The organism is Solwaraspora sp. WMMA2056 (assembly GCF_030345095.1).
GTDB lineage: Bacteria > Actinomycetota > Actinomycetes > Mycobacteriales > Micromonosporaceae > Micromonospora_E.
In genome coordinates this window covers 4,723,623-4,740,484 of the sequence record NZ_CP128360.1, presented here as the reverse complement: position 1 = coordinate 4,740,484, position 16,862 = coordinate 4,723,623, and the positions used below count along the sequence as shown (strand labels likewise).

Here is a 16,862-nt window from a genome sequence, read left to right as displayed (position 1 = left end):
GGCTACAGCGTCGCGGAGTACGTCTGGGCCTGTTCGACGGCGGCGAGGGTGGCGGCCAGACACTCCTCGAGCTCGGAGCTGGCCTGGAAGAGCGCGGCCTGGGCGGCACCCACCGCTTCGTGGCCGCTGCCGTCGAACGCCGCCGCCAGGCTCTGCTGGGCCTCGGCGATCTTCTCGCTGGCCGCCTGCACGGCGGCCTGACCCTCCGACACCTGCATGATCGCGGCTTCGATGGCGGACTTGACCTCGGCGACACTCGCCACGGGTGAAACCTCCTCGGCGCTGGAAGGCTCTATTAGAGCTTACCGCCGGCGGGTGATTGCTGCCCGGCTGTCCGATCCTGCAGATGGGCTGAGCCCTCACGTCCCGGCACCGACCGTTGCAGGCGGCGCGACCTGCTGGTCTGGCGCCGCCGGCGCGGCGGCTTCAGTCTGAATACGGGTCGCCGTCCAGCGGGTCGGCCGGGTGCCGTTCGGCCGGTGCCGGTGACTCGATCTGGCGGCGGTCGAGCTGATCCGTCAGCCAACGGGGGCCGCGGACCGTCGCACCAGCGGCACTCACCCGCTGGCGCAGCCGCCGGTCGGCCGTGACCACCGCGACCGACCCGGTCGCGGCGGCACGCTCGGCGACGAGCGCCACGACGAGGTCGTCACCGGAGCCGGCGGTGGCGGCGACCCGTACCGTCGGGATCCCCGCCAGGGGGCGGGCCGCACCCTCGACGACGAGCACCACCTCGGCCACCGGTCCGAGGCCGGGCAGGTCGCGACCGGCGAGTCCGGTCAACTGGTCGCGTAGCCGGGCCGCCGCGCCGAGCCGGTCGCGCCACCAGCCGTCGGGCCGCGACCCGACCACGTTGGCGCCGTCCACGATCAGCACGTGTGCCATCCGGTCAGCCTGCCAGCCACCGTCCGTGCGCCGCCAGCCGTCATCGCCGGCCCGGTGCCGGCCCAGGTCTCGCCGACCGCCGTCGTCGGTGTTTGTACCGGTCCGCCTCGGGTAGCCACTGCCCGGGCCACCGCCGGGGGTGACCCGGGCAGGGGGCGCGAACCATGAGTGACGGACCGTACGGCCCGGGCGGGCTGGGCACCGATCCCTGGGAGGATCTGCTCGCCCGGTTCCTCACCGGGGGTGAGCCGCGGCTGCCGGTACACCGGGTGGACATCACCCGACTGATGAGCGCCGACGCCCGGGATCTGCTGACCTCGGCCGCCCGGCGGGCCGCCCACTCGGGCACCAGCGACCTGGACACCGACCATCTGCTGTGGGCCGCGTTGCAGCGCCAGCCGCTGCGTGACCTGGTCCGCCGGGCCGGCGCGGACCCGGACGGGTTGCTCAGCGAGCTCGGCGGGCCGGCCGCCGGCCGGGGTGAGGTGCCGGCCAACCTGTCGTTGACCCCGGCCGCCAAACGTGCCCTGCTCGACGCCCACCAGCTGTCCCGGGCCACCGGGGCCACCTACATCGGCCCGGAGCACGTGCTGATGGCCCTGGCGGTCAACCCCGAGTCCGCCGCCGGGCGGATGCTCGCCGCCGGTCACGTCGAGCCAGGCTCGCTGCAGAACGCCAGCGCCGAACGCGGCCGTGCCGGTGCCGCGCGGTCGCGGCCCGCCCGGGGCACGCCCACCCTCGACCAGTACGGCCAGGACCTGACCGACCTGGCCGCGCAGGGCGCGATCGACCCGGTGGTCGGCCGCGACGAGGAGATCGAGCAGGCCGTGGAGATCCTGTCCCGTCGGACGAAGAACAACCCGGTGCTGATCGGCGAGGCCGGGGTCGGCAAGACCGCGATCGTCGAAGGCCTTGCCCAGCGGATCACCGACGGTGACGTACCGCAGACCCTGACCGGCAAGCGGGTGGTGCAGCTCGACCTCGCCGGACTGGTCGCCGGCACCCGGTACCGGGGCGACTTCGAGGAACGGTTGAAGAAGGTCATCGACGAGATCCGGACCCACGGCGACGACCTGATCGTCTTCCTCGACGAACTGCACACATTGGTCGGTGCCGGCGGTGGGGGAGCCGAAGGGTCGATGGACGCCAGCAACATGCTCAAGCCGGCGCTGGCCCGTGGACAGCTGCGGGTGGTGGGGGCCACCACCTTGGACGAGTACCGGCGCAACATCGAAAAGGACGCGGCGCTGGCCCGACGGTTCCAACCGGTGCTGGTGCCCGAGCCGACCGTGGCCGACACCGTGGCGATCCTGCACGGGCTGCGGGACCGCTACGAGGCCCACCACCAGGTCCGGTTCGCCGACGACGCGTTGGTGTCGGCGGCCGAACTCGCCGACCGCTACATCAGCGACCGGTTCCTGCCGGACAAGGCGATCGACCTGATCGACCAGGCCGGTGCCCGGGTGCGGTTGCGCACCAGGACTCCGGCCGCCGACGTCCGCGAGCTGGAACGCGAGCTGGAGCAGTTGCATCGGGACAAGGCCCAGGCGGTCGCCGACGAGCAGTACGAACGAGCCTGCGCGCTCCGTGACCAGCTGGCCGAGGCGCAGCGACGGATCGACGCCGCGCGCAGCCCCGACGGGGCGCGGGTGCCGCAGGTCGGCGTCGAGGAGATCGCCGAGGTGGTGTCGCGGGCGACCGGGATTCCGGTCAATCAGCTGACCGAGGAGGAACGGGAGCGGCTGCTGCGGCTGGAGGGGGAGCTGCACCAGCGGGTGGTGGGGCAGGACGACGCCGTCACTGCGGTCGCCGAGGCGGTCCGCCGATCCCGTGCGGGGCTGGGCGACCCGGACCGGCCAGTCGGCAGCTTCCTGTTCCTCGGACCGACCGGAGTCGGCAAGACCGAGCTCGCCAGGGCACTGGCGGCGGCCCTGTTCGGCGACGCCGACCGGATGATCCGCCTGGACATGAGCGAGTTCCAGGAACGGCACACGGTCAGCCGGCTGGTCGGCGCACCGCCGGGTTACGTCGGCTACGACGAGGCCGGCCAGTTGACCGAGGCGGTCCGCCGTCGGCCGTACGCGGTGCTGCTGCTCGACGAGATCGAGAAGGCCCACCCGGACGTGTTCAACATCCTGCTGCAGTTGATCGACGACGGACGGCTGACCGACAGTCAGGGCCGCACGGTGAACTTCCGCAACGTCGTACTGATCATGACGAGCAACCTCGGCTCGGAGCTGATCACCGGCGGCGGCCGCAGCGTCGGGTTCGGCGGCGTCGACGGCGACGGCCCCGACGACGACCTGCGGGCCCGCCTGCTGCGTCGGCTGCAGGAGGACTTCCGCCCGGAGTTCCTCAACCGGATCGACGAGGTCATCATCTTCCGTCAGTTGGCCGCGCCGCAGCTGCGGCAGATCACCGACCTGCTGCTGGACGAGACGCGGCGGCGGCTGCACGCCCAGGACATCGCCGTGGAGGTCACCGACGCCGCCGCCGACTGGATCGCCCAGGCCGGGTACCAGCCGGAGTTCGGAGCACGCCCGATGCGCCGCACGATCCAGCGCGAGGTCGACAACCAACTGTCGAGAATGCTTCTCGACGGTGCACTGGTCGCCGGCCAGCGGGTCACCATCGACGCCGCCGACGACGGACTGCGCTTCGACGTCGGTGACAGCGCGCGGGCCCAGATGCAGCCGGCCCGGCCGTGAACCCGTCGGCGTCGACCGTGGCCGTTGCCCCGACCACCCGAGTAGGCCGACCACGAGGAGGACGATGATGGCGGCACAGCGGCGTTCCCGGACCGCGACCGACGAGCTGTGGGACGACTTCCACTCCTGTGTGAACCTCAACTCCGAGCAGCTGCGGGACTGGCTGCTCACCGAGTCCTCCGGCGAGGAGGCATTCGGTGCCCGCGACCTGTCGTTGCCCGATCCCGGTCGCGCGGTGCTGGCCGTGCTGGGCAAACGCCGGGGCGACCTGACCGAGACGGACCGTCAGGTGATGGCTGACACGGTGGCGACCATCCGGGACCTGCTCGATCGGCGACCGCCGGCCGGGTCCGCCGACGACCGCTGGCGTCGGGCGTTGCTGGACCTCGGTCACGATCCGCTGCGTGCCGAGCGACAGAGCTGACCGGCACGTCGCCGGTGGGGCCCGGATGACGGGTCACCCACCGGCGACGGGCCGGGAGGTCGGTACTACGGTCGGGTGATTCCCAGCGAGTAGCTGCCCGAGCCGCTGTACGCGTGCACGACGTACCGGTAGTAGCCCGACGATCCGTTGTAGGTCAGGGTCTCGTCCGGGCCGGGGCTGGTGCCACTGGCCACACTCACCCAGCTCGCGCCGCTCCACCGCTGCAGGTAGAGGTCGAAGTCCCGGCTGGTCGGCCCGTCGAGGCAGGCCCGGTGGGTGCCGGCCCCGGCGGTGAAGTACGTGCCGCCTGGCTGAATCTGGGTGGCGCCGGAGGACAACGTGCCCGAGTAGGTGTTCTGGTAGCCGCTGCAGGTGCCACCGCCCGGCGGGGGGGTGGTCGGCGGGGGAGTGCCGCCACCGGTGCCGGTACGCAGCGTCAGGCCGTACACCGACAGGATCTCGTTGACCGGCTGGAAGTAGGTGGTGCCGCCGATGCTGCAGTTGCCCGAGCCGCCCGAGGTGACACCCTGCGCCTGCTGGCCGGACAGCCAGGAGCCGCCGGAGTCACCCGGTTCGGCGCAGGCGGTGGTGCGGGTCAGCCCGGACACACTGCCCTGCGGGTAGTTGACCGTCGAGTTCTTGGCCTGAATGGTGCCGCACCGCCAGCCGGTGGTGGAGCCCGACCGGCAGACCGACGCGCCGACGGCCGCCTCGGCGGAGCCGGCCACGGTCACGTTGCCACCGCTGTAGTTGTTCACCCACGGCTGTGGGGTCCAGTTGGAGTTGGTCTGCACCCAGGCGTAGTCGTTGCCGGGGAACGACGAGCCCCGGAACGTGCCCTGGGAGACCTGGTTGTACCCCTGGGTCGCGGTGCCGACCGAGCCGCAGTGGCCGGCGGTGACGAAGCCACCGGTGACCGAGAAACCGACCGAGCACCGGCCACCCATGTAGTAGGCGTCTCCGCCGCGTACGTCGTACAACGTGGTCGGTGCCTCGTCGCTGCGTACCACCCGTACGGCGGCCGCGTCCGCGCCACTGTCGGCGACGAACGTCCGGGCCCCGGCGGCGTCGCCACGGGCCAGCACCACGACGGTGTTGGTGGCCACGTCGACATACCAGCCGGCGACGGCGTCGGCCGGGGCGTGTGTCGCACCGCGGTCCAGGGTCGCCTTGACCCGGTCCAGTTCCGCCTCGCCTCGAGCGACCACCTTGGCCTTCGCTCCGGCAGCGACGACCGCGGCGGCGTCGGCCGCGTCGGTGACCGCCACGGTCAGCGTCGCCCCGTCCGGTGACAGCCAGGCACCGCCGAAGTCGGCCCCGAGCGTGGCCCGCAGCATCGACTCCTTCTTGCCGGCGCGGGCCTCGTCGGCGATCCGGGTCCTCGCCTGCTCGGCGGTCAGGCCGAGGTCACGCTGCATCGCCGCGAGCATCCCGGCGGACGCCGCGTCGGCGCCGGGCCGGGCCGCTGGGCCGTCGACGGGGGCTGCCGTGGCTGGTAGTGCGGCCAGACCGGCCGCTGCCAGTGGCAGCACCGTGGCGGCGGCTGCTGCGATCAGTGGTCGTCTCATCTGCTCCCCTTGCCATCGTCGGGAGATGTCGTCACGGCCGTCCGGATCCCACGCCGGCACCGTGCCGTCACCTGACACCCGCACCATCGACATCAATCGAATGTCGGGTTCTCGTCAACGTAATGGCGATCTATGTCAGTGGGCAGATATCACCTGGCTCATACCGTCACATCAGCCGCTGCGAGCTGTGTCGATGTCCTAGGGTTCGCCGTCGCCGGCTGGTAGGTCAGCCCGGCGTGGCCGGGCTGCCGGCCAGTCCCTGCGCACCGAACCCGGGGTTGGCGGCCAACCACCCGAGGTACTGCGGATTGCGGGCGAGTGAGTCGGTGTATGCCGACACCGCGTGCGCGAACACCCGCTCCGCCAGCGTCGCGGCCGGCGCGTCCGGATGCCACCCCAGCAACAGCCGCCAGCGCAGCGGCGCATCCGCCAACGGCCGGGTGACCAGGCCACTGATCGGCCGGAACGTCGCCTGGCACAGGGCGACCGCCTCGCCCGACTCGACCAGGTCGACGCAGCCACGGATGTCGGTCTCGTACATCTTGCGGGGGGTGAAGCCGGACCGGGCGCAGGCCGCGGCGAAGCAGTCACCGAAGCAGCCGTCGCCGGGTGCGGCCACCCACTGCTCATCGGCGAGCATCCCCAGCTCGATCTCCCGGTGCTGCGCCATCGGGTGCGACTCCGGCAGCAGTACGAAGATCGCGTCGACCGCGACCGCCCGCCAGGCCAGGCCGAACTCCGACGACGGGGTCGCGTCCCCACAGACTCCGGTGAGCGCGTAGTCGAGCCGCCCACCGAGGACCATCTGGGCGAGTTCGTCGACGTACCAGGACGCGTAGGTGCTGATCTGCGCCTGTGGCTGGTCGGCGGCGAGCCGGTGCACCAGACCGCCGAGAATGGGGCTGTTCACCCCACCGAGCCGGAAGCGGCCCATCACGCTGCCGGTGCCGGCCAGCCGGGCGGCTTCGTCCTGCAGTCCCTTCATCGCCGGCAGCAGCACCCGGGCGCGGGCCAGAACCAGTTCACCGAGCGCGGTGGGCCGGGCGCCCCGGCGGTCTCGCTCGAACAGTGGCCCGCCGAGGGTCCGTTCGATGCGCTGCAGTTGCGCGGTGAGCGCGGGCTGTGCCAGACCTAACATGGAGGCCGCCTTGGTCACGCTACCGGTCTCGGCGATGGCGCAGACCACCCGCAGGTGACGCAGCTCCAGGTTCATAACGTGACGGTAGGACCAAGACGGGATCGACGGGAAGACCTTCGATGTGGGAAACGTCCCACGACATCAATGTGAAACAGAACCCAACGGACATCATCGATCAACCTGGGGTGCGGTCGGCGCTACTTTCGGTGACCGCGCCGGCGTCGTCGGACGGCAGATCCTCCGGGTAGGTGGTGCGTCCACTGGCCAGATCCCGGACCTTGTCCACCACGCCGATGGCCGGCGCCGTGACGCGGTTCCACGGTGGACGTGTCGGCGCGTGCGGATGCGGGCGGGTGGGCGCGGCCTCCTCGGCGATCGCCACCCGGTTGCCCAGGCGGATCAGCTCCTCCGGCGTCGCGGCCGCCCGCAGCCGGGGCAGCAGGGTCGTCTCGACGACCTCACGATGGCCTCGCCATCCGGTGACCACCGCGTCGAGCGCCCGGCCCCGACCGGTGCCCGGCCCGCCCTCGCCGTCCGACGTCGACCCGGCGGGGTCGTCGGTCGACGCGGTCCGCCAGGCGACCAACGCCGCCTGCAGGGACTCGTCGGTGTCGAGTCCGGCCCGGGCCAGCCGCGCCCCGTCGTCGGGCACCGCCGCGCGTACCGCCGGGTACAGGTACTGCTCCTCGGCGGACAGATGCCGGGAGATCATCGCCACCAGCACGTCGGTGCCGTCGTGCCGCCGCGCCGGGTCTGCCTCGTCGGTGAGCGCCGCGCAGAGCCGGTCGATCCGCGCGTGCTCCTCGACCAGCAGGGTGACCAGATCTGTGCCGCCGGGGTCGTGATGTGCGTCCTGCCCGCCCAGCGACGGGATCGGGGGGAGACCTACGGACACGCCTACCTCCTCCGGGCCGTACCGGGTGCCGGTGCATCCGGTGGCGCCCGCGGCGATACCCGGGCCCGCCGGCTGCCAAACACGCGACCACCACCAACGCTGGTCCGGGCCCCGCCACCGGCCACCGGGGCTGGGTCCAGGGCGGGCGGGCTGGTATGAAGAACCGCATGAGTGCACCGCCCGCGTCGCCGGCACCCGCCGAGGAGGTCGTGCGGATCTGCCGCGACCTGCTCCGGATCGACACCACCAACACCGGCGATCCGCTCACTTGCGCCGGTGAACGGCTCGCCGCCGAGTACGTCGCGGCCGAGCTCGCCGAGGTCGGCCTCGACAGCACCATCGTCGAGTCGGCACCGGGCCGGGCCAACGTCGTCGCCCGGATTCCCGGCACCGACCCCGGCCGGGGCGCGCTGCTGGTGCACGGACATCTCGACGTCGTCCCCGCCGATGCCACCGAATGGTCGGTGCCGCCGTTCGCCGGCGAGGTGCGTGACGGCTACCTGTGGGGCCGTGGCGCGATCGACATGAAGGACTTCGACGCGATGATGCTCGCCGTCGTCCGGGACTGGCAGCGGACCGGGGTCCGGCCGCCCCGCGACATCGTGCTGACCTTCACCGCCGACGAGGAGGCCGGCGGCCGGTACGGTGCACACCACCTCGTGCGGGAACGCCCGGATCTGTTCGACGGGTGCACCGAGGCGATCGGCGAGGTCGGCGGCTTCTCCTATACCGTCAGCGACGACCTGCGGTTGTATCTGATCGAGACGGCGGAGAAGGGCATCAACTGGCTGCGCCTGCACACCCGGGGACGTCCCGGGCACGGATCCATGGTGCACGACGACAACGCAGTCACCGCGCTGTGCGAGGCGGTGGCCCGGGTCGGCCGCCACCAGTTCCCGATCGTCGTCACTCCGACCGTGCGGGACTTCCTGACGGAGGTCTCCGACCTGCTCGGCATCGCGTTCGACCCGGACACCCCGGAGCTCACGATCGCCAAACTGGGACCGATCGCCAACATCATCGGGGCCACGATCCGCAACACCGCCAACCCGACCCGGCTGCACGCCGGCTACAAGGAGAACGTCATCCCGGGCCGGGCCAGCGCCACCATCGACTGCCGGGTGCTGCCCGGCCAGGAGGCCCAGTTCCTCGCCGAGCTACGGCAGATCGTCGGCCCCGACGTCGAGATCGAGCACGTCGAGCGGCAGCCGGCGATCGAGACCGGTTTCGACGGCGCGCTGGTCGACGCGATGGCGGCGGCGCTGCGCTGGGCCGATCCCGGTGCCCGGGTGGTGCCGTACATGCTCTCCGGCGGCACCGACGCCAAGGCGTTCCAACAGCTCGGCATCCGCTGCTTCGGGTTCGCGCCGCTGCGGCTGCCGGCCGACCTGAATTTCTCCGCACTGTTCCATGGCATCGACGAGCGGGTGCCGATCGACGGGCTACAGTTCGGCGTGCACGTGCTCGACCGCTTCCTGCGGCAGAGCTGACCGACGGCCCGCACCGGCACCGGCCGGTGGCGGCCAGATCACCCGTGAAGGGAACTCCATCCGCATGACCGACCAGCACACCGCACTCGACGCCGCGTTGGAGCAGGTGTTCCAGGCGGCCCGGGCACACCTGGACACGGTCAAGGCCGCACAGGGCCGCATCGACGACGACGCGGTCTGGCAGGCGTACGTGACCCTCAACAACGCCTCCTACGCCTACGACGAGCTGCTGCTGGACGCGTTCGGCGAGGTGACCCCCTGGGACGTCGAGTCGATCGACCCGCAGGAGGCCGACGAACGGTTCGGTGTCGGTGCCGGCGGTGTCGACGGCGGCGAGCCGGACGATCCGCACCCGCGGTTCGTTTCGGTGCGGCAGCGTCGTGACTACCGGGTGCCATCGGTGGCGGCGCTGATCCGCATCGCCGAGGCGGCCCGTCGCCAGGGCGCCCCGGCCACCGAGGAGACCGAGCCGGTGACCGGGGTCGGTGAGGCGGTCCTGGAGCTGCTGCAGGCCGGCGACGGCTCGCTCGGTGCACTGGACATCCCCGAGCTGGACCCGCTCGACGGGGTGGTGACGGTGCACGAGGTGGGCACGCCGCTGGACCCGGAGGCGCTCGATGTCGACGACGTCGACGCCGCGTTCCGGTCGGCACCGGGCGACGAGATCGTCGGACGCCTCGACGAGCACGCCTACCTGTCGGACGACGACGCGGTCACCGAGGCGGAGCCCATCGGGCGGGGCTGAACCGTCGTCGCTGCCGTGACCCGGTCAGACGGAAAGGCCGGGTTGCGGCAGCGCGGCGACCTTGCGGCGCAGCACCACCTGACGGGTGCCGTCGCGGTACAGACGTACCCGGGCCAGTTCCCAACCGGAGAACTCGGCCTGGATCGCGAGCTGCGCGGCGGCGGTCACCCGGTCGACGTTCGGCGGTAACCGCAGCGGCGCGTATTCGTAGTCCATGGACCCATCCTGCCGGGCCGGCGGCGCACTGTCACCCGAGGCCTGCGGCCGCGCCGCCGCCGGTCACCCGTCGCGCTCGGGGTAGCCGACCGGTGGCGCGGACACGTCGTCGAGGGCCCGGGCTATCTCCGCCGGCAAGGTCATCCGTTCGACCTGCAGCGCCCCCACGAGCTGGCCCGCGGTGCGCGCACCGAGGATCGGCGCGGTGACGCCCGGCCGGTCCCGCACCCAGGCCAGCGCCACCTCCAACGGTGCCACCCCCAGCCCGGCGGCGGCGGTGGCGACCGCCTCGACGATGCTCGAGGACCGCGGCTCCAGATAACCGGCGACGAACCGCTCCAGGTGCGTCGACGCGGCCCGGGAGTCGACCGGCCGGCCGTGCCGGTACTTGCCGGTGAGCACTCCACGACCCAGCGGCGACCAGGCCAGCAGCCCCAACCCGAGGGCGGCGCAGGCCGGCAGCACCTCGCGCTCCACGCCGCGCTGCAGCAGCGAGTACTCGACCTGGACGGCGACCACCGGTGCCCGGCCGGGCACCGCCGTCTGCCAGGCGGCGGCCCGTGCCGTCTGCCAGCCGCTGAAGTTCGACACACCGGCGTAGCGCACCCGTCCGCTGGCGACCGCCAGGTCCACCGCCGCGAGGGTCTCCTCCAACGGGGTCTGCGGGTCGTAGCCGTGCACCTGCCACAGGTCGACGTAGTCGGTGCCGAGCCGGCGCAGCGAGGCGTCGAGGGTACGCAGCAGGTGCCAGCGGGAGGTGTCCCGCCGGCGTGCATCGCCCGGTCGCAACCCGGCCTTGGTGGCGATGACCAGGTCCTCGCGGGGGACCATACTGTCCAGCATCGTCCCGATCACCGCTTCGGCGTCGCCGTCGCCGTACACGTCGGCGGTGTCGACCAGGTTCCCGCCGGCGTCCAGGTAGCTTTTCAGCTGCGCCGCCGCGTCGTCGGCGTCGGTGTCCCGGCCCCAGGTCATGGTGCCGAGCGCGAGCCGGGAAACCGCCAGCCCGCTGCGGCCGAGCGGTCGCTGCTGCATGGGTGCACCTTATGCAGAACCCGGCGGCACGGATATCCTCGCTCCTGTCAACCCCGGTCACCTGCCCGGACATCCGGTCACCGGCGAGTCGCCCCGGCCGGTCGTCCAACGGCGGCGGACGATTGCGTACCCTGATGCGGCCTGCCACCCGGCTCTCGCCGGGTGGACGCGTCGACGCCCCGTGCGCGGGGGATGGGGGATGACGGGAGTGCGACTCGGGCTCAGCCTCGGTTACCTCACGTCCACCGGTTCGCCGGTGGAACACCTGGCCCTGACCCAGGAGGCCGATCGGCTCGGCTACGCGGTGGTCTGGGTGGCCGAATCGTACGGATCCGACTCGCCGAGCGTACTGGCCTGGCTGGCCGGGCAGACCAGCCGGATCGACGTGGGTGCGGCGGTCATGCAGATCCCGGCGCGGACCCCGGCGGCGACCGCGATGACCGCCGCCACCATCGACACCCTTTCCGGCGGTCGGTTCCGGCTCGGCCTGGGGGTGTCCGGGCCGCAGGTCTCCGAGGGCTGGCACGGCGTACGGTTCGGCCAGCCGCTGGCACGGACCCGGGAGTACGTCGAGATCGTCCGTCGCGCGGTCGCCCGCGAGCGCGTCGAGTACGCCGGTGAGCACTATCCGTTGCCGTTGCCGGACGGCCCCGGCAAGGCCCTGCGACTCAATTTCCGTCCGCCACGGTCACGGATCCCGGTCTACCTGGCTGCGGTCGGCCCGCGCAACCTGGAGCTGGCCGGCGAGATCGCCGACGGCTGGCTGGCGGTGTTCTACTCACCGGAGGCGGCAGCCGAGCAGTTGGCGGCGGTCGCCGCCGGCCGGTTCCGCGTCGGGGCGGACCTGGCCGGCTTCGACGTGGTGCCGACCGTACCGGTGGTGGTCGGCGACGACGTGGCCGCCTGCGCCGATCTGGTACGCGGCTACGCCGCGCTCTACATCGGCGGGATGGGCAGCCGGTCCCGCAACTTCTACCACCAGCTGGCCACCCGGATGGGGTTCGGCGCGGCCGCCGACGAGGTCCAGGACCACTATCTGGCCGGCCGGGTCCGCGACGCCGCCGCCGCCGTTCCGCTGGAGTTCATCGACCGTACGTCGTTGCTGGGTCCGCCGAGGCGGATCGCCGAGCGGATCGGTGACTTCGCCGCGGCCGGGGTGACGACGCTGTCGGTGAGCCTGTTCGGCGGCGACGTCGAGGAGAAGAAGGCGACGTTGCGGACGGTGGCGCAGGCCCTCGACACCGCCGGGGTGGGCCAGTGAACCACCGGGAACGGTCCGCGTCGATGGCCGCCGGTGCCCGGCCGGGGGTGCGGCGGTGAGCTGGATCGAAGTCATCGTGCTCGGCGTGGTGCAGGGGCTGACCGAATTCCTGCCGATCAGCTCGTCGGCGCACCTGCGGATCACCTCGGCGCTGTTCTTCGACGCCGACGCCGGGGCGTCGTTCACCGCGGTCACCCAGCTCGGCACCGAGGCCGCCGTGCTGCTGTACTTCGCCAAGGACATCTGGCGGATCTCCAAGACCTGGATCGTGGGCATCTGGGACTCGTCGGTGCGTGGCGACCCCGACTACCGGATGGGCTGGTACGTCATCGTCGGGTCGATCCCGATCGGGGTGATCGGCTTCCTGTTCAAGGACCAGATCCGCAGCGGCCTGCGCAATCTGTGGATCACCGCCACCGTGCTCATCGTGTTCGCCCTGATTCTGGCGTTCGCCGAGTACTGGGGACGGCAGACCCGTACCTTGCAGCGCCTGACCATGCGGGACGGCGTGGTGATGGGTTTCGCCCAGGCGATGGCGCTCATTCCCGGGGTGTCCCGTTCCGGTGGCACGTTGACCGCCGGCCTGTTTCTCAACCTGACCCGGGAGGCCGCCGCCCGGTTCTCCTTCCTGCTGGCGATCCCGGCGGTGGTGATGTCGGGTCTGTTCAGCCTGCCGGACGTGTTCAACCCGGAGGGCCGGGCGCCGACGGTCGCCCAGATGGCGGTGGCGACGGTGATCGCCTTCGCGGTCGGCTACGCGGCGATCGCCTGGCTGTTGCGCTACGTCGCCCATCACACCCTGTACGCCTTCGTTCTCTACCGGGTGGCCCTCGGTTCTCTGGTGATGGCGCTGCTGATGACGGGCACCATTTCGGCGACCTGACCGCCGCCGGTCGACCGGGTGCCGGTGCGCTGGCCGCACCGCGCGGCGGCGTTCGCCGTACGCTGGCCCGATGGCGACAGTGGTGCTTCTGCGACATGGCCGCACGACGGCCAACGCCGAGGGCGGTCTGGCCGGACGCCGGCCGGTCGAGCTCGACGACACCGGCCGGGCCCAGGCCCAGGCGGTCGGTGCCCGACTCGCCCAGGTGGCGTGGGCACAGGTGGTCAGCAGCCCACTGGTGCGCTGCCGGCAGACGCTGGCATTGGCACTGCCCGCGGTGACGCCGGCCCTCGACGAGAGTCTGATCGAGTGCGGGTACGGCGAATGGGAGGGGCAGCCGTTGCGTGCCCTGGCCAAGCAGCCGCTGTGGCGGGTGGTTCAGGAGCACCCGAGCGCTGCGGTGTTCCCCGGTGGCGAGGCGATGGCGGCGGTCGCCGCCCGGGCGGTGGCGGCGGTCCGCCACTGGAACGCCGTCGTCGATGCCGAGCAGGGGCCGGACGCGTTCTGGCTGGCGTGCACCCACGGCGACGTGATCAAGGCCATCGTCGCCGACGCGCTGGGTCTGCACCTCGACCTGTTCCAGCGGATCGTGGCGGATCCGGCGTCGCTGACGGTCATCCGCTACACCGCGACCCGACCGTTCCTGCTGCGGCTCAACGACACCGGGGCCGACCTGACCGGCCCGGTCGTGGCCAAACGGGGCCGGGGCCGGCGTCGGGGTCGTCCGTCGGAGTCGGACGCTCCCGTCGGGGGTGGCGCCGGAGATGGTGAGCCGTCGCGGTGAACCGTCGGTGGGGTGCCGGTCGGGCAATCGGGTCGGTGCGTTACCGGATCGACCCGGGAGCCCGATAGGGTCGACGGCATGACCCACCAGGTGCATGCCTTCGAGCCGCCGGAGCGGTTCGTCGCGGGGACCGTGGGGCCGCCGGGGGAGCGGATGTTCTTCCTGCAGGCCCGGGGCGGCGGCCGCGTGGTCAGCGTGGCCCTGGAGAAGGTCCAGGTGTCGCTGCTGGCGGAGAAGCTGGAGGAGCTGCTGGCCGAGGCGCAGCGGCGGTTCGGCGTCGACGTGCCGGAACTTCCCGGTGGCCAGTCGGACAACGACCCGCTGGAGACGCCGGTCGACGAGGAGTTCCGCGTCGGCACCCTCGGGCTGGCCTTCGACGTCGACACGTCGACCGTGGTGATCGAGGCAATTGCCGTCGGTGAGGCCGAGCCCGAGCCCGAGCCCGACGCCGAGGACGACGCCGACGCGGGTGCCGTCGCGGCGCTGCTCGCCGACGCCGAGGACGACGATGCCGACGATCCGGGCCTGGACCGCCTCCGGGTGCGACTGACCCCCGCCGCCACCCGTGGTTTCATCGACCGCGCCCGTCGGGTGGTTGCGGCCGGTCGTCCTCCCTGCCCGCTCTGCGGCCAGCCGCTGGATCCGCGCGGCCATCTCTGCCCCCGGAACAACGGCTACCACCGCTGAGCGTGATGGAGCCCGGTGGACAGCCCTCGGTGCGCGACGTCGCCGACACGCTGACCCTGTTGCGTACCGGGTCGATCGAGCTGGAGGGGCAGCTGGTCGACGCGTCGAACACCACGCTGCGCGCAGTGGTCAGCGGCGACGGGCAGGCGGCCCGGTGCGTCTACAAGCCGGTCCGTGGCGAACGTCCACTGTCGGATTTTCCGGACGGTACGTTGGCCGCCCGTGAGGCGTCGGCGTACCTGGTGGCCCAGGCGCTGGACTGGCCGCTGGTGCCGCCGACGGTGCTGCGCGACGGACCGTTCGGTCCGGGTGCCTGCCAGCTGTGGATCGACGAGCCCACGTCGGCGGTGCCGCTGATCGGCTTCGTCGCGGCCGATGAGGTGCCGGCGGACTGGTTGCCGATTGCCGCCGCCCGGGATTCGGCCGGCAACGCCTACGCCCTGGCGCACGCCGATGATCCACGGCTGGCCATGATGGCGGTGTTCGACGTGGTGGTCAACAACGCCGACCGCAAGGGCGGCCACGTCCTGACCGGCGACTCCGATCAGGTGTACGGGGTCGACCACGGACTGTGCTTCCACGTGGACGACAAGCTGCGTACCGTGCTGTGGGGGTGGGCCGGGCAGCGGCTGCCGGCGCAGGCTCCACCGGCGTTGCGCCGGCTGCTGACGGCCCTGGACGGTCCGGTGGGTGCGGCGCTGGCCCCGTTGCTGACCTCGGCGGAGATCGCCCAGCTGCGGCGGCGGGCGGCCCACCTGGCGGAGTCCGGTCGGTTTCCTGCGCCGCCGGACGAGCGTAGCGCGATCCCGTGGCCGCCGATGTGATCTCTGTGGCAGCGACCAGCCGTGCGGTGACCGCTGGATAGGCTGACGGCATGGACTCCTGGACCGGCCACGAGGTGCCCCGGCTGCCGGGCACCGGCGCGGCGTTGGCGTTGTTCGATTCGGCGCGACAGGCGGTGGCCCCCACCAGCCCGGGACGCCCGGCGACGATGTATGTCTGCGGGATCACCCCGTACGACGCCACGCATCTCGGCCACGCCGCCACCATGATCACCTTCGACCTGGTGCAGCGGATGTGGCGCGACGCCGGCCATCAGGTGGAGTACGTCCAGAACGTCACCGACATCGACGACCCGCTGCTGGAGCGGGCGGCCCGTGACGGCGAGGACTGGGTGGTCCTGGCGATGCGGGAGACCGCGTTGTTCCGTGAGGACATGGAGGCGCTGCGGATCATTCCACCGGCGCACTACGTCGGCGCGGTCGAGTCGATTCCCGCCATCGCCGGCCAGGTCCGGGTGCTGCTCGACCGGGGCGCGGGGTACCGGCTGGCCGACGGCAGCGGCGACATCTACTTCGATCTGGCGGCGGCGGACCGGTTCGGCTACGAGTCGCACCTGTCGCGGGAGCAGATGCTGGTCTTTGCCGCCGAGCGCGGCGGTGACCCGCAGCGACCGGGCAAGCGCGACCCGCTGGATCCGTTGCTGTGGCGGGGCGCGCGCGACGGCGAGCCGGCGTGGGAGGGCGGTCCACTCGGGCCGGGGCGGCCGGGTTGGCACATCGAGTGCGCGGTGATCGCACTGCGCCTGCTGGGCGAGCGGATCGACGTCCAGGGTGGCGGCAACGACCTGATCTTTCCGCACCACGAGTGTTCCGCGGCGCACGCCGAGGTGCTGACCGGCCAGGCACCGTTCGCGGCCCACTACGTCCATGCCGGGATGATCGGCCTCAACGGCGAGAAGATGTCCAAGTCGCGGGGGAACCTGGTGTTCGTCTCCCGGCTGCGCGGCGACCGGGTCGCCCCGATGGCGGTACGGCTGGCGCTGATGTCCGGGCACTACCGGGCCGACCGGCAGTGGACCGACGACGTACTCAAGGCGGGCCAGCAGCGGTGGCAGCGGTGGCGGGCGGCGGCGGGCGCGGCGGCGGGCCCGTCCGGCGCGGACCTGCTCGCCACGGTACGCGGCCGCCTCGCCGACGACCTCGACACCCCGGGTGCGCTCGCGGTGGTCGACGAGTGGGTCGACGAGGCGCTGGCCGGTGTCGGCGTGGACGCCCACGCGCCGGCGCTGATGGCCGACATGTGCGATGCGCTGCTGGGCGTGCGGGTCCGCGACTGATCGGTGCCCACGGTACCGCCGGGA

General features: G+C 72.2%; 16 protein-coding genes and 1 pseudogene. 10 read left to right on the top strand and 7 right to left on the bottom strand.

The window, feature by feature from the left end:
• Nucleotides 1-2: 2 nt before the first annotated feature.
• Nucleotides 3-263 (bottom strand): hypothetical protein, encoded by a 261-nt coding sequence (locus O7608_RS21410; RefSeq protein ID WP_282227441.1) that lies wholly within the window; start codon nt 261-263, stop codon nt 3-5.
• Between the two features lie 253 nt (nt 264-516).
• Nucleotides 517-885 (bottom strand): annotated as a pseudogene (locus tag O7608_RS21405) (hypothetical protein); the annotation flags it as partial.
• A 164-nt stretch (nt 886-1,049) separates the two neighbouring features.
• On the opposite strand from O7608_RS21405, the gene O7608_RS21400 reads away from it, so the two are divergent.
• Entirely contained in the window at nt 1,050-3,593 is a 2,544-nt protein-coding gene (locus O7608_RS21400) for an ATP-dependent Clp protease ATP-binding subunit (protein WP_289206303.1), read from the top strand.
• Between the two features lie 67 nt (nt 3,594-3,660).
• Entirely contained in the window at nt 3,661-4,017 is a 357-nt protein-coding gene (locus O7608_RS21395; RefSeq protein ID WP_289210972.1) for a DUF3140 domain-containing protein, read from the top strand.
• 65 nt (nt 4,018-4,082) lie between these two features.
• Here O7608_RS21395 and O7608_RS21390 read toward each other — a convergent pair whose 3' ends face one another.
• The 3 genes from O7608_RS21390 to O7608_RS21380 form a co-directional block, all read right to left on the bottom strand.
• Nucleotides 4,083-5,585, bottom strand: coding sequence for a S1 family peptidase (locus O7608_RS21390; protein ID WP_289206302.1), 1,503 nt, complete (start codon nt 5,583-5,585; stop codon nt 4,083-4,085).
• A 226-nt stretch (nt 5,586-5,811) separates the two neighbouring features.
• Complete coding sequence (locus O7608_RS21385) at nt 5,812-6,798, bottom strand: LysR family transcriptional regulator (RefSeq protein WP_289206301.1); 987 nt, start codon at nt 6,796-6,798, stop codon at nt 5,812-5,814.
• A gap of 100 nt (nt 6,799-6,898) precedes the next feature.
• Nucleotides 6,899-7,618: a hemerythrin domain-containing protein gene (locus O7608_RS21380; RefSeq protein WP_289206300.1), complete on the bottom strand. Its 720-nt coding sequence runs from the start codon at nt 7,616-7,618 to the stop codon at nt 6,899-6,901.
• Nucleotides 7,619-7,785: 167 nt separating this feature from the next.
• On the opposite strand from O7608_RS21380, the gene O7608_RS21375 reads away from it, so the two are divergent.
• Both O7608_RS21375 and O7608_RS21370 read left to right on the top strand, forming a co-directional pair.
• Nucleotides 7,786-9,108: a M20/M25/M40 family metallo-hydrolase gene (locus O7608_RS21375; protein ID WP_289206299.1), complete on the top strand. Its 1,323-nt coding sequence runs from the start codon at nt 7,786-7,788 to the stop codon at nt 9,106-9,108.
• Nucleotides 9,109-9,172: 64 nt separating this feature from the next.
• Complete coding sequence (locus O7608_RS21370; RefSeq protein WP_289206298.1) at nt 9,173-9,853, top strand: hypothetical protein; 681 nt, start codon at nt 9,173-9,175, stop codon at nt 9,851-9,853.
• 24 nt (nt 9,854-9,877) lie between these two features.
• Here the strand turns inward: O7608_RS21370 and O7608_RS21365 are convergent, their stop codons facing one another.
• Both O7608_RS21365 and O7608_RS21360 read right to left on the bottom strand, forming a co-directional pair.
• On the bottom strand, nt 9,878-10,069 hold the full coding sequence (locus tag O7608_RS21365) for a DUF5703 family protein (RefSeq protein WP_282227433.1): 192 nt from the start codon (nt 10,067-10,069) through the stop codon (nt 9,878-9,880).
• Nucleotides 10,070-10,132: 63 nt separating this feature from the next.
• The gene (locus O7608_RS21360) at nt 10,133-11,104 is read right to left on the bottom strand and encodes an aldo/keto reductase (protein WP_289206297.1); all 972 of its coding nucleotides are present in this window, start codon (nt 11,102-11,104) and stop codon (nt 10,133-10,135) included.
• A gap of 208 nt (nt 11,105-11,312) precedes the next feature.
• Here O7608_RS21360 and O7608_RS21355 point away from each other — a divergent pair, with 208 nt between their 5' ends.
• From O7608_RS21355 to mshC, 6 genes are all read left to right on the top strand, one after another.
• The gene (locus O7608_RS21355; RefSeq protein WP_289210971.1) at nt 11,313-12,365 is read left to right on the top strand and encodes an LLM class F420-dependent oxidoreductase; all 1,053 of its coding nucleotides are present in this window, start codon (nt 11,313-11,315) and stop codon (nt 12,363-12,365) included.
• 55 nt (nt 12,366-12,420) lie between these two features.
• Nucleotides 12,421-13,248, top strand: a complete 828-nt coding sequence (locus O7608_RS21350) for an undecaprenyl-diphosphate phosphatase (RefSeq protein WP_289206296.1) — start codon at nt 12,421-12,423, stop codon at nt 13,246-13,248.
• A 70-nt stretch (nt 13,249-13,318) separates the two neighbouring features.
• Nucleotides 13,319-14,032 carry an MSMEG_4193 family putative phosphomutase gene (locus O7608_RS21345; RefSeq protein WP_289206295.1) on the top strand — a complete coding sequence of 238 codons (714 nt, stop codon included), beginning with the start codon at nt 13,319-13,321 and terminating at the stop codon, nt 14,030-14,032.
• Between the two features lie 78 nt (nt 14,033-14,110).
• Nucleotides 14,111-14,719 carry a DUF3090 domain-containing protein gene (locus O7608_RS21340; RefSeq protein WP_289206294.1) on the top strand — a complete coding sequence of 203 codons (609 nt, stop codon included), beginning with the start codon at nt 14,111-14,113 and terminating at the stop codon, nt 14,717-14,719.
• 5 nt (nt 14,720-14,724) lie between these two features.
• A complete protein-coding gene (locus tag O7608_RS21335; protein WP_289210970.1) occupies nt 14,725-15,543 on the top strand; it encodes an SCO1664 family protein in 819 nt (272 codons plus the stop codon).
• A gap of 50 nt (nt 15,544-15,593) precedes the next feature.
• Nucleotides 15,594-16,838 (top strand): cysteine--1-D-myo-inosityl 2-amino-2-deoxy-alpha-D-glucopyranoside ligase, encoded by a 1,245-nt coding sequence (gene mshC / locus O7608_RS21330; RefSeq protein ID WP_289206293.1) that lies wholly within the window; start codon nt 15,594-15,596, stop codon nt 16,836-16,838.
• Nucleotides 16,839-16,862: the final 24 nt, after the last annotated feature.

Excerpts from the sequence above, each read along its gene's own strand:
- O7608_RS21400 (WP_289206303.1), top strand. The coding sequence starts at position 1,050 with ATGAGTGACGGACCGTACGGCCCGGGCGGGCTGGGCACCGATCCCTGG.
- O7608_RS21395 (WP_289210972.1), top strand. The coding sequence starts at position 3,661 with ATGGCGGCACAGCGGCGTTCCCGGACCGCGACCGACGAGCTGTGGGAC.
- O7608_RS21390 (WP_289206302.1), bottom strand. The coding sequence starts at position 5,585 with ATGAGACGACCACTGATCGCAGCAGCCGCCGCCACGGTGCTGCCACTG.
- O7608_RS21385 (WP_289206301.1), bottom strand. The coding sequence starts at position 6,798 with ATGAACCTGGAGCTGCGTCACCTGCGGGTGGTCTGCGCCATCGCCGAG.
- O7608_RS21375 (WP_289206299.1), top strand. The coding sequence starts at position 7,786 with ATGAGTGCACCGCCCGCGTCGCCGGCACCCGCCGAGGAGGTCGTGCGG.
- O7608_RS21370 (WP_289206298.1), top strand. The coding sequence starts at position 9,173 with ATGACCGACCAGCACACCGCACTCGACGCCGCGTTGGAGCAGGTGTTC.
- O7608_RS21365 (WP_282227433.1), bottom strand. The coding sequence starts at position 10,069 with ATGGACTACGAATACGCGCCGCTGCGGTTACCGCCGAACGTCGACCGG.
- O7608_RS21360 (WP_289206297.1), bottom strand. The coding sequence starts at position 11,104 with ATGCAGCAGCGACCGCTCGGCCGCAGCGGGCTGGCGGTTTCCCGGCTC.
- O7608_RS21345 (WP_289206295.1), top strand. The coding sequence starts at position 13,319 with ATGGCGACAGTGGTGCTTCTGCGACATGGCCGCACGACGGCCAACGCC.
- O7608_RS21340 (WP_289206294.1), top strand. The coding sequence starts at position 14,111 with ATGACCCACCAGGTGCATGCCTTCGAGCCGCCGGAGCGGTTCGTCGCG.
- O7608_RS21335 (WP_289210970.1), top strand. The coding sequence starts at position 14,725 with ATGGAGCCCGGTGGACAGCCCTCGGTGCGCGACGTCGCCGACACGCTG.
- mshC (WP_289206293.1), top strand. The coding sequence starts at position 15,594 with ATGGACTCCTGGACCGGCCACGAGGTGCCCCGGCTGCCGGGCACCGGC.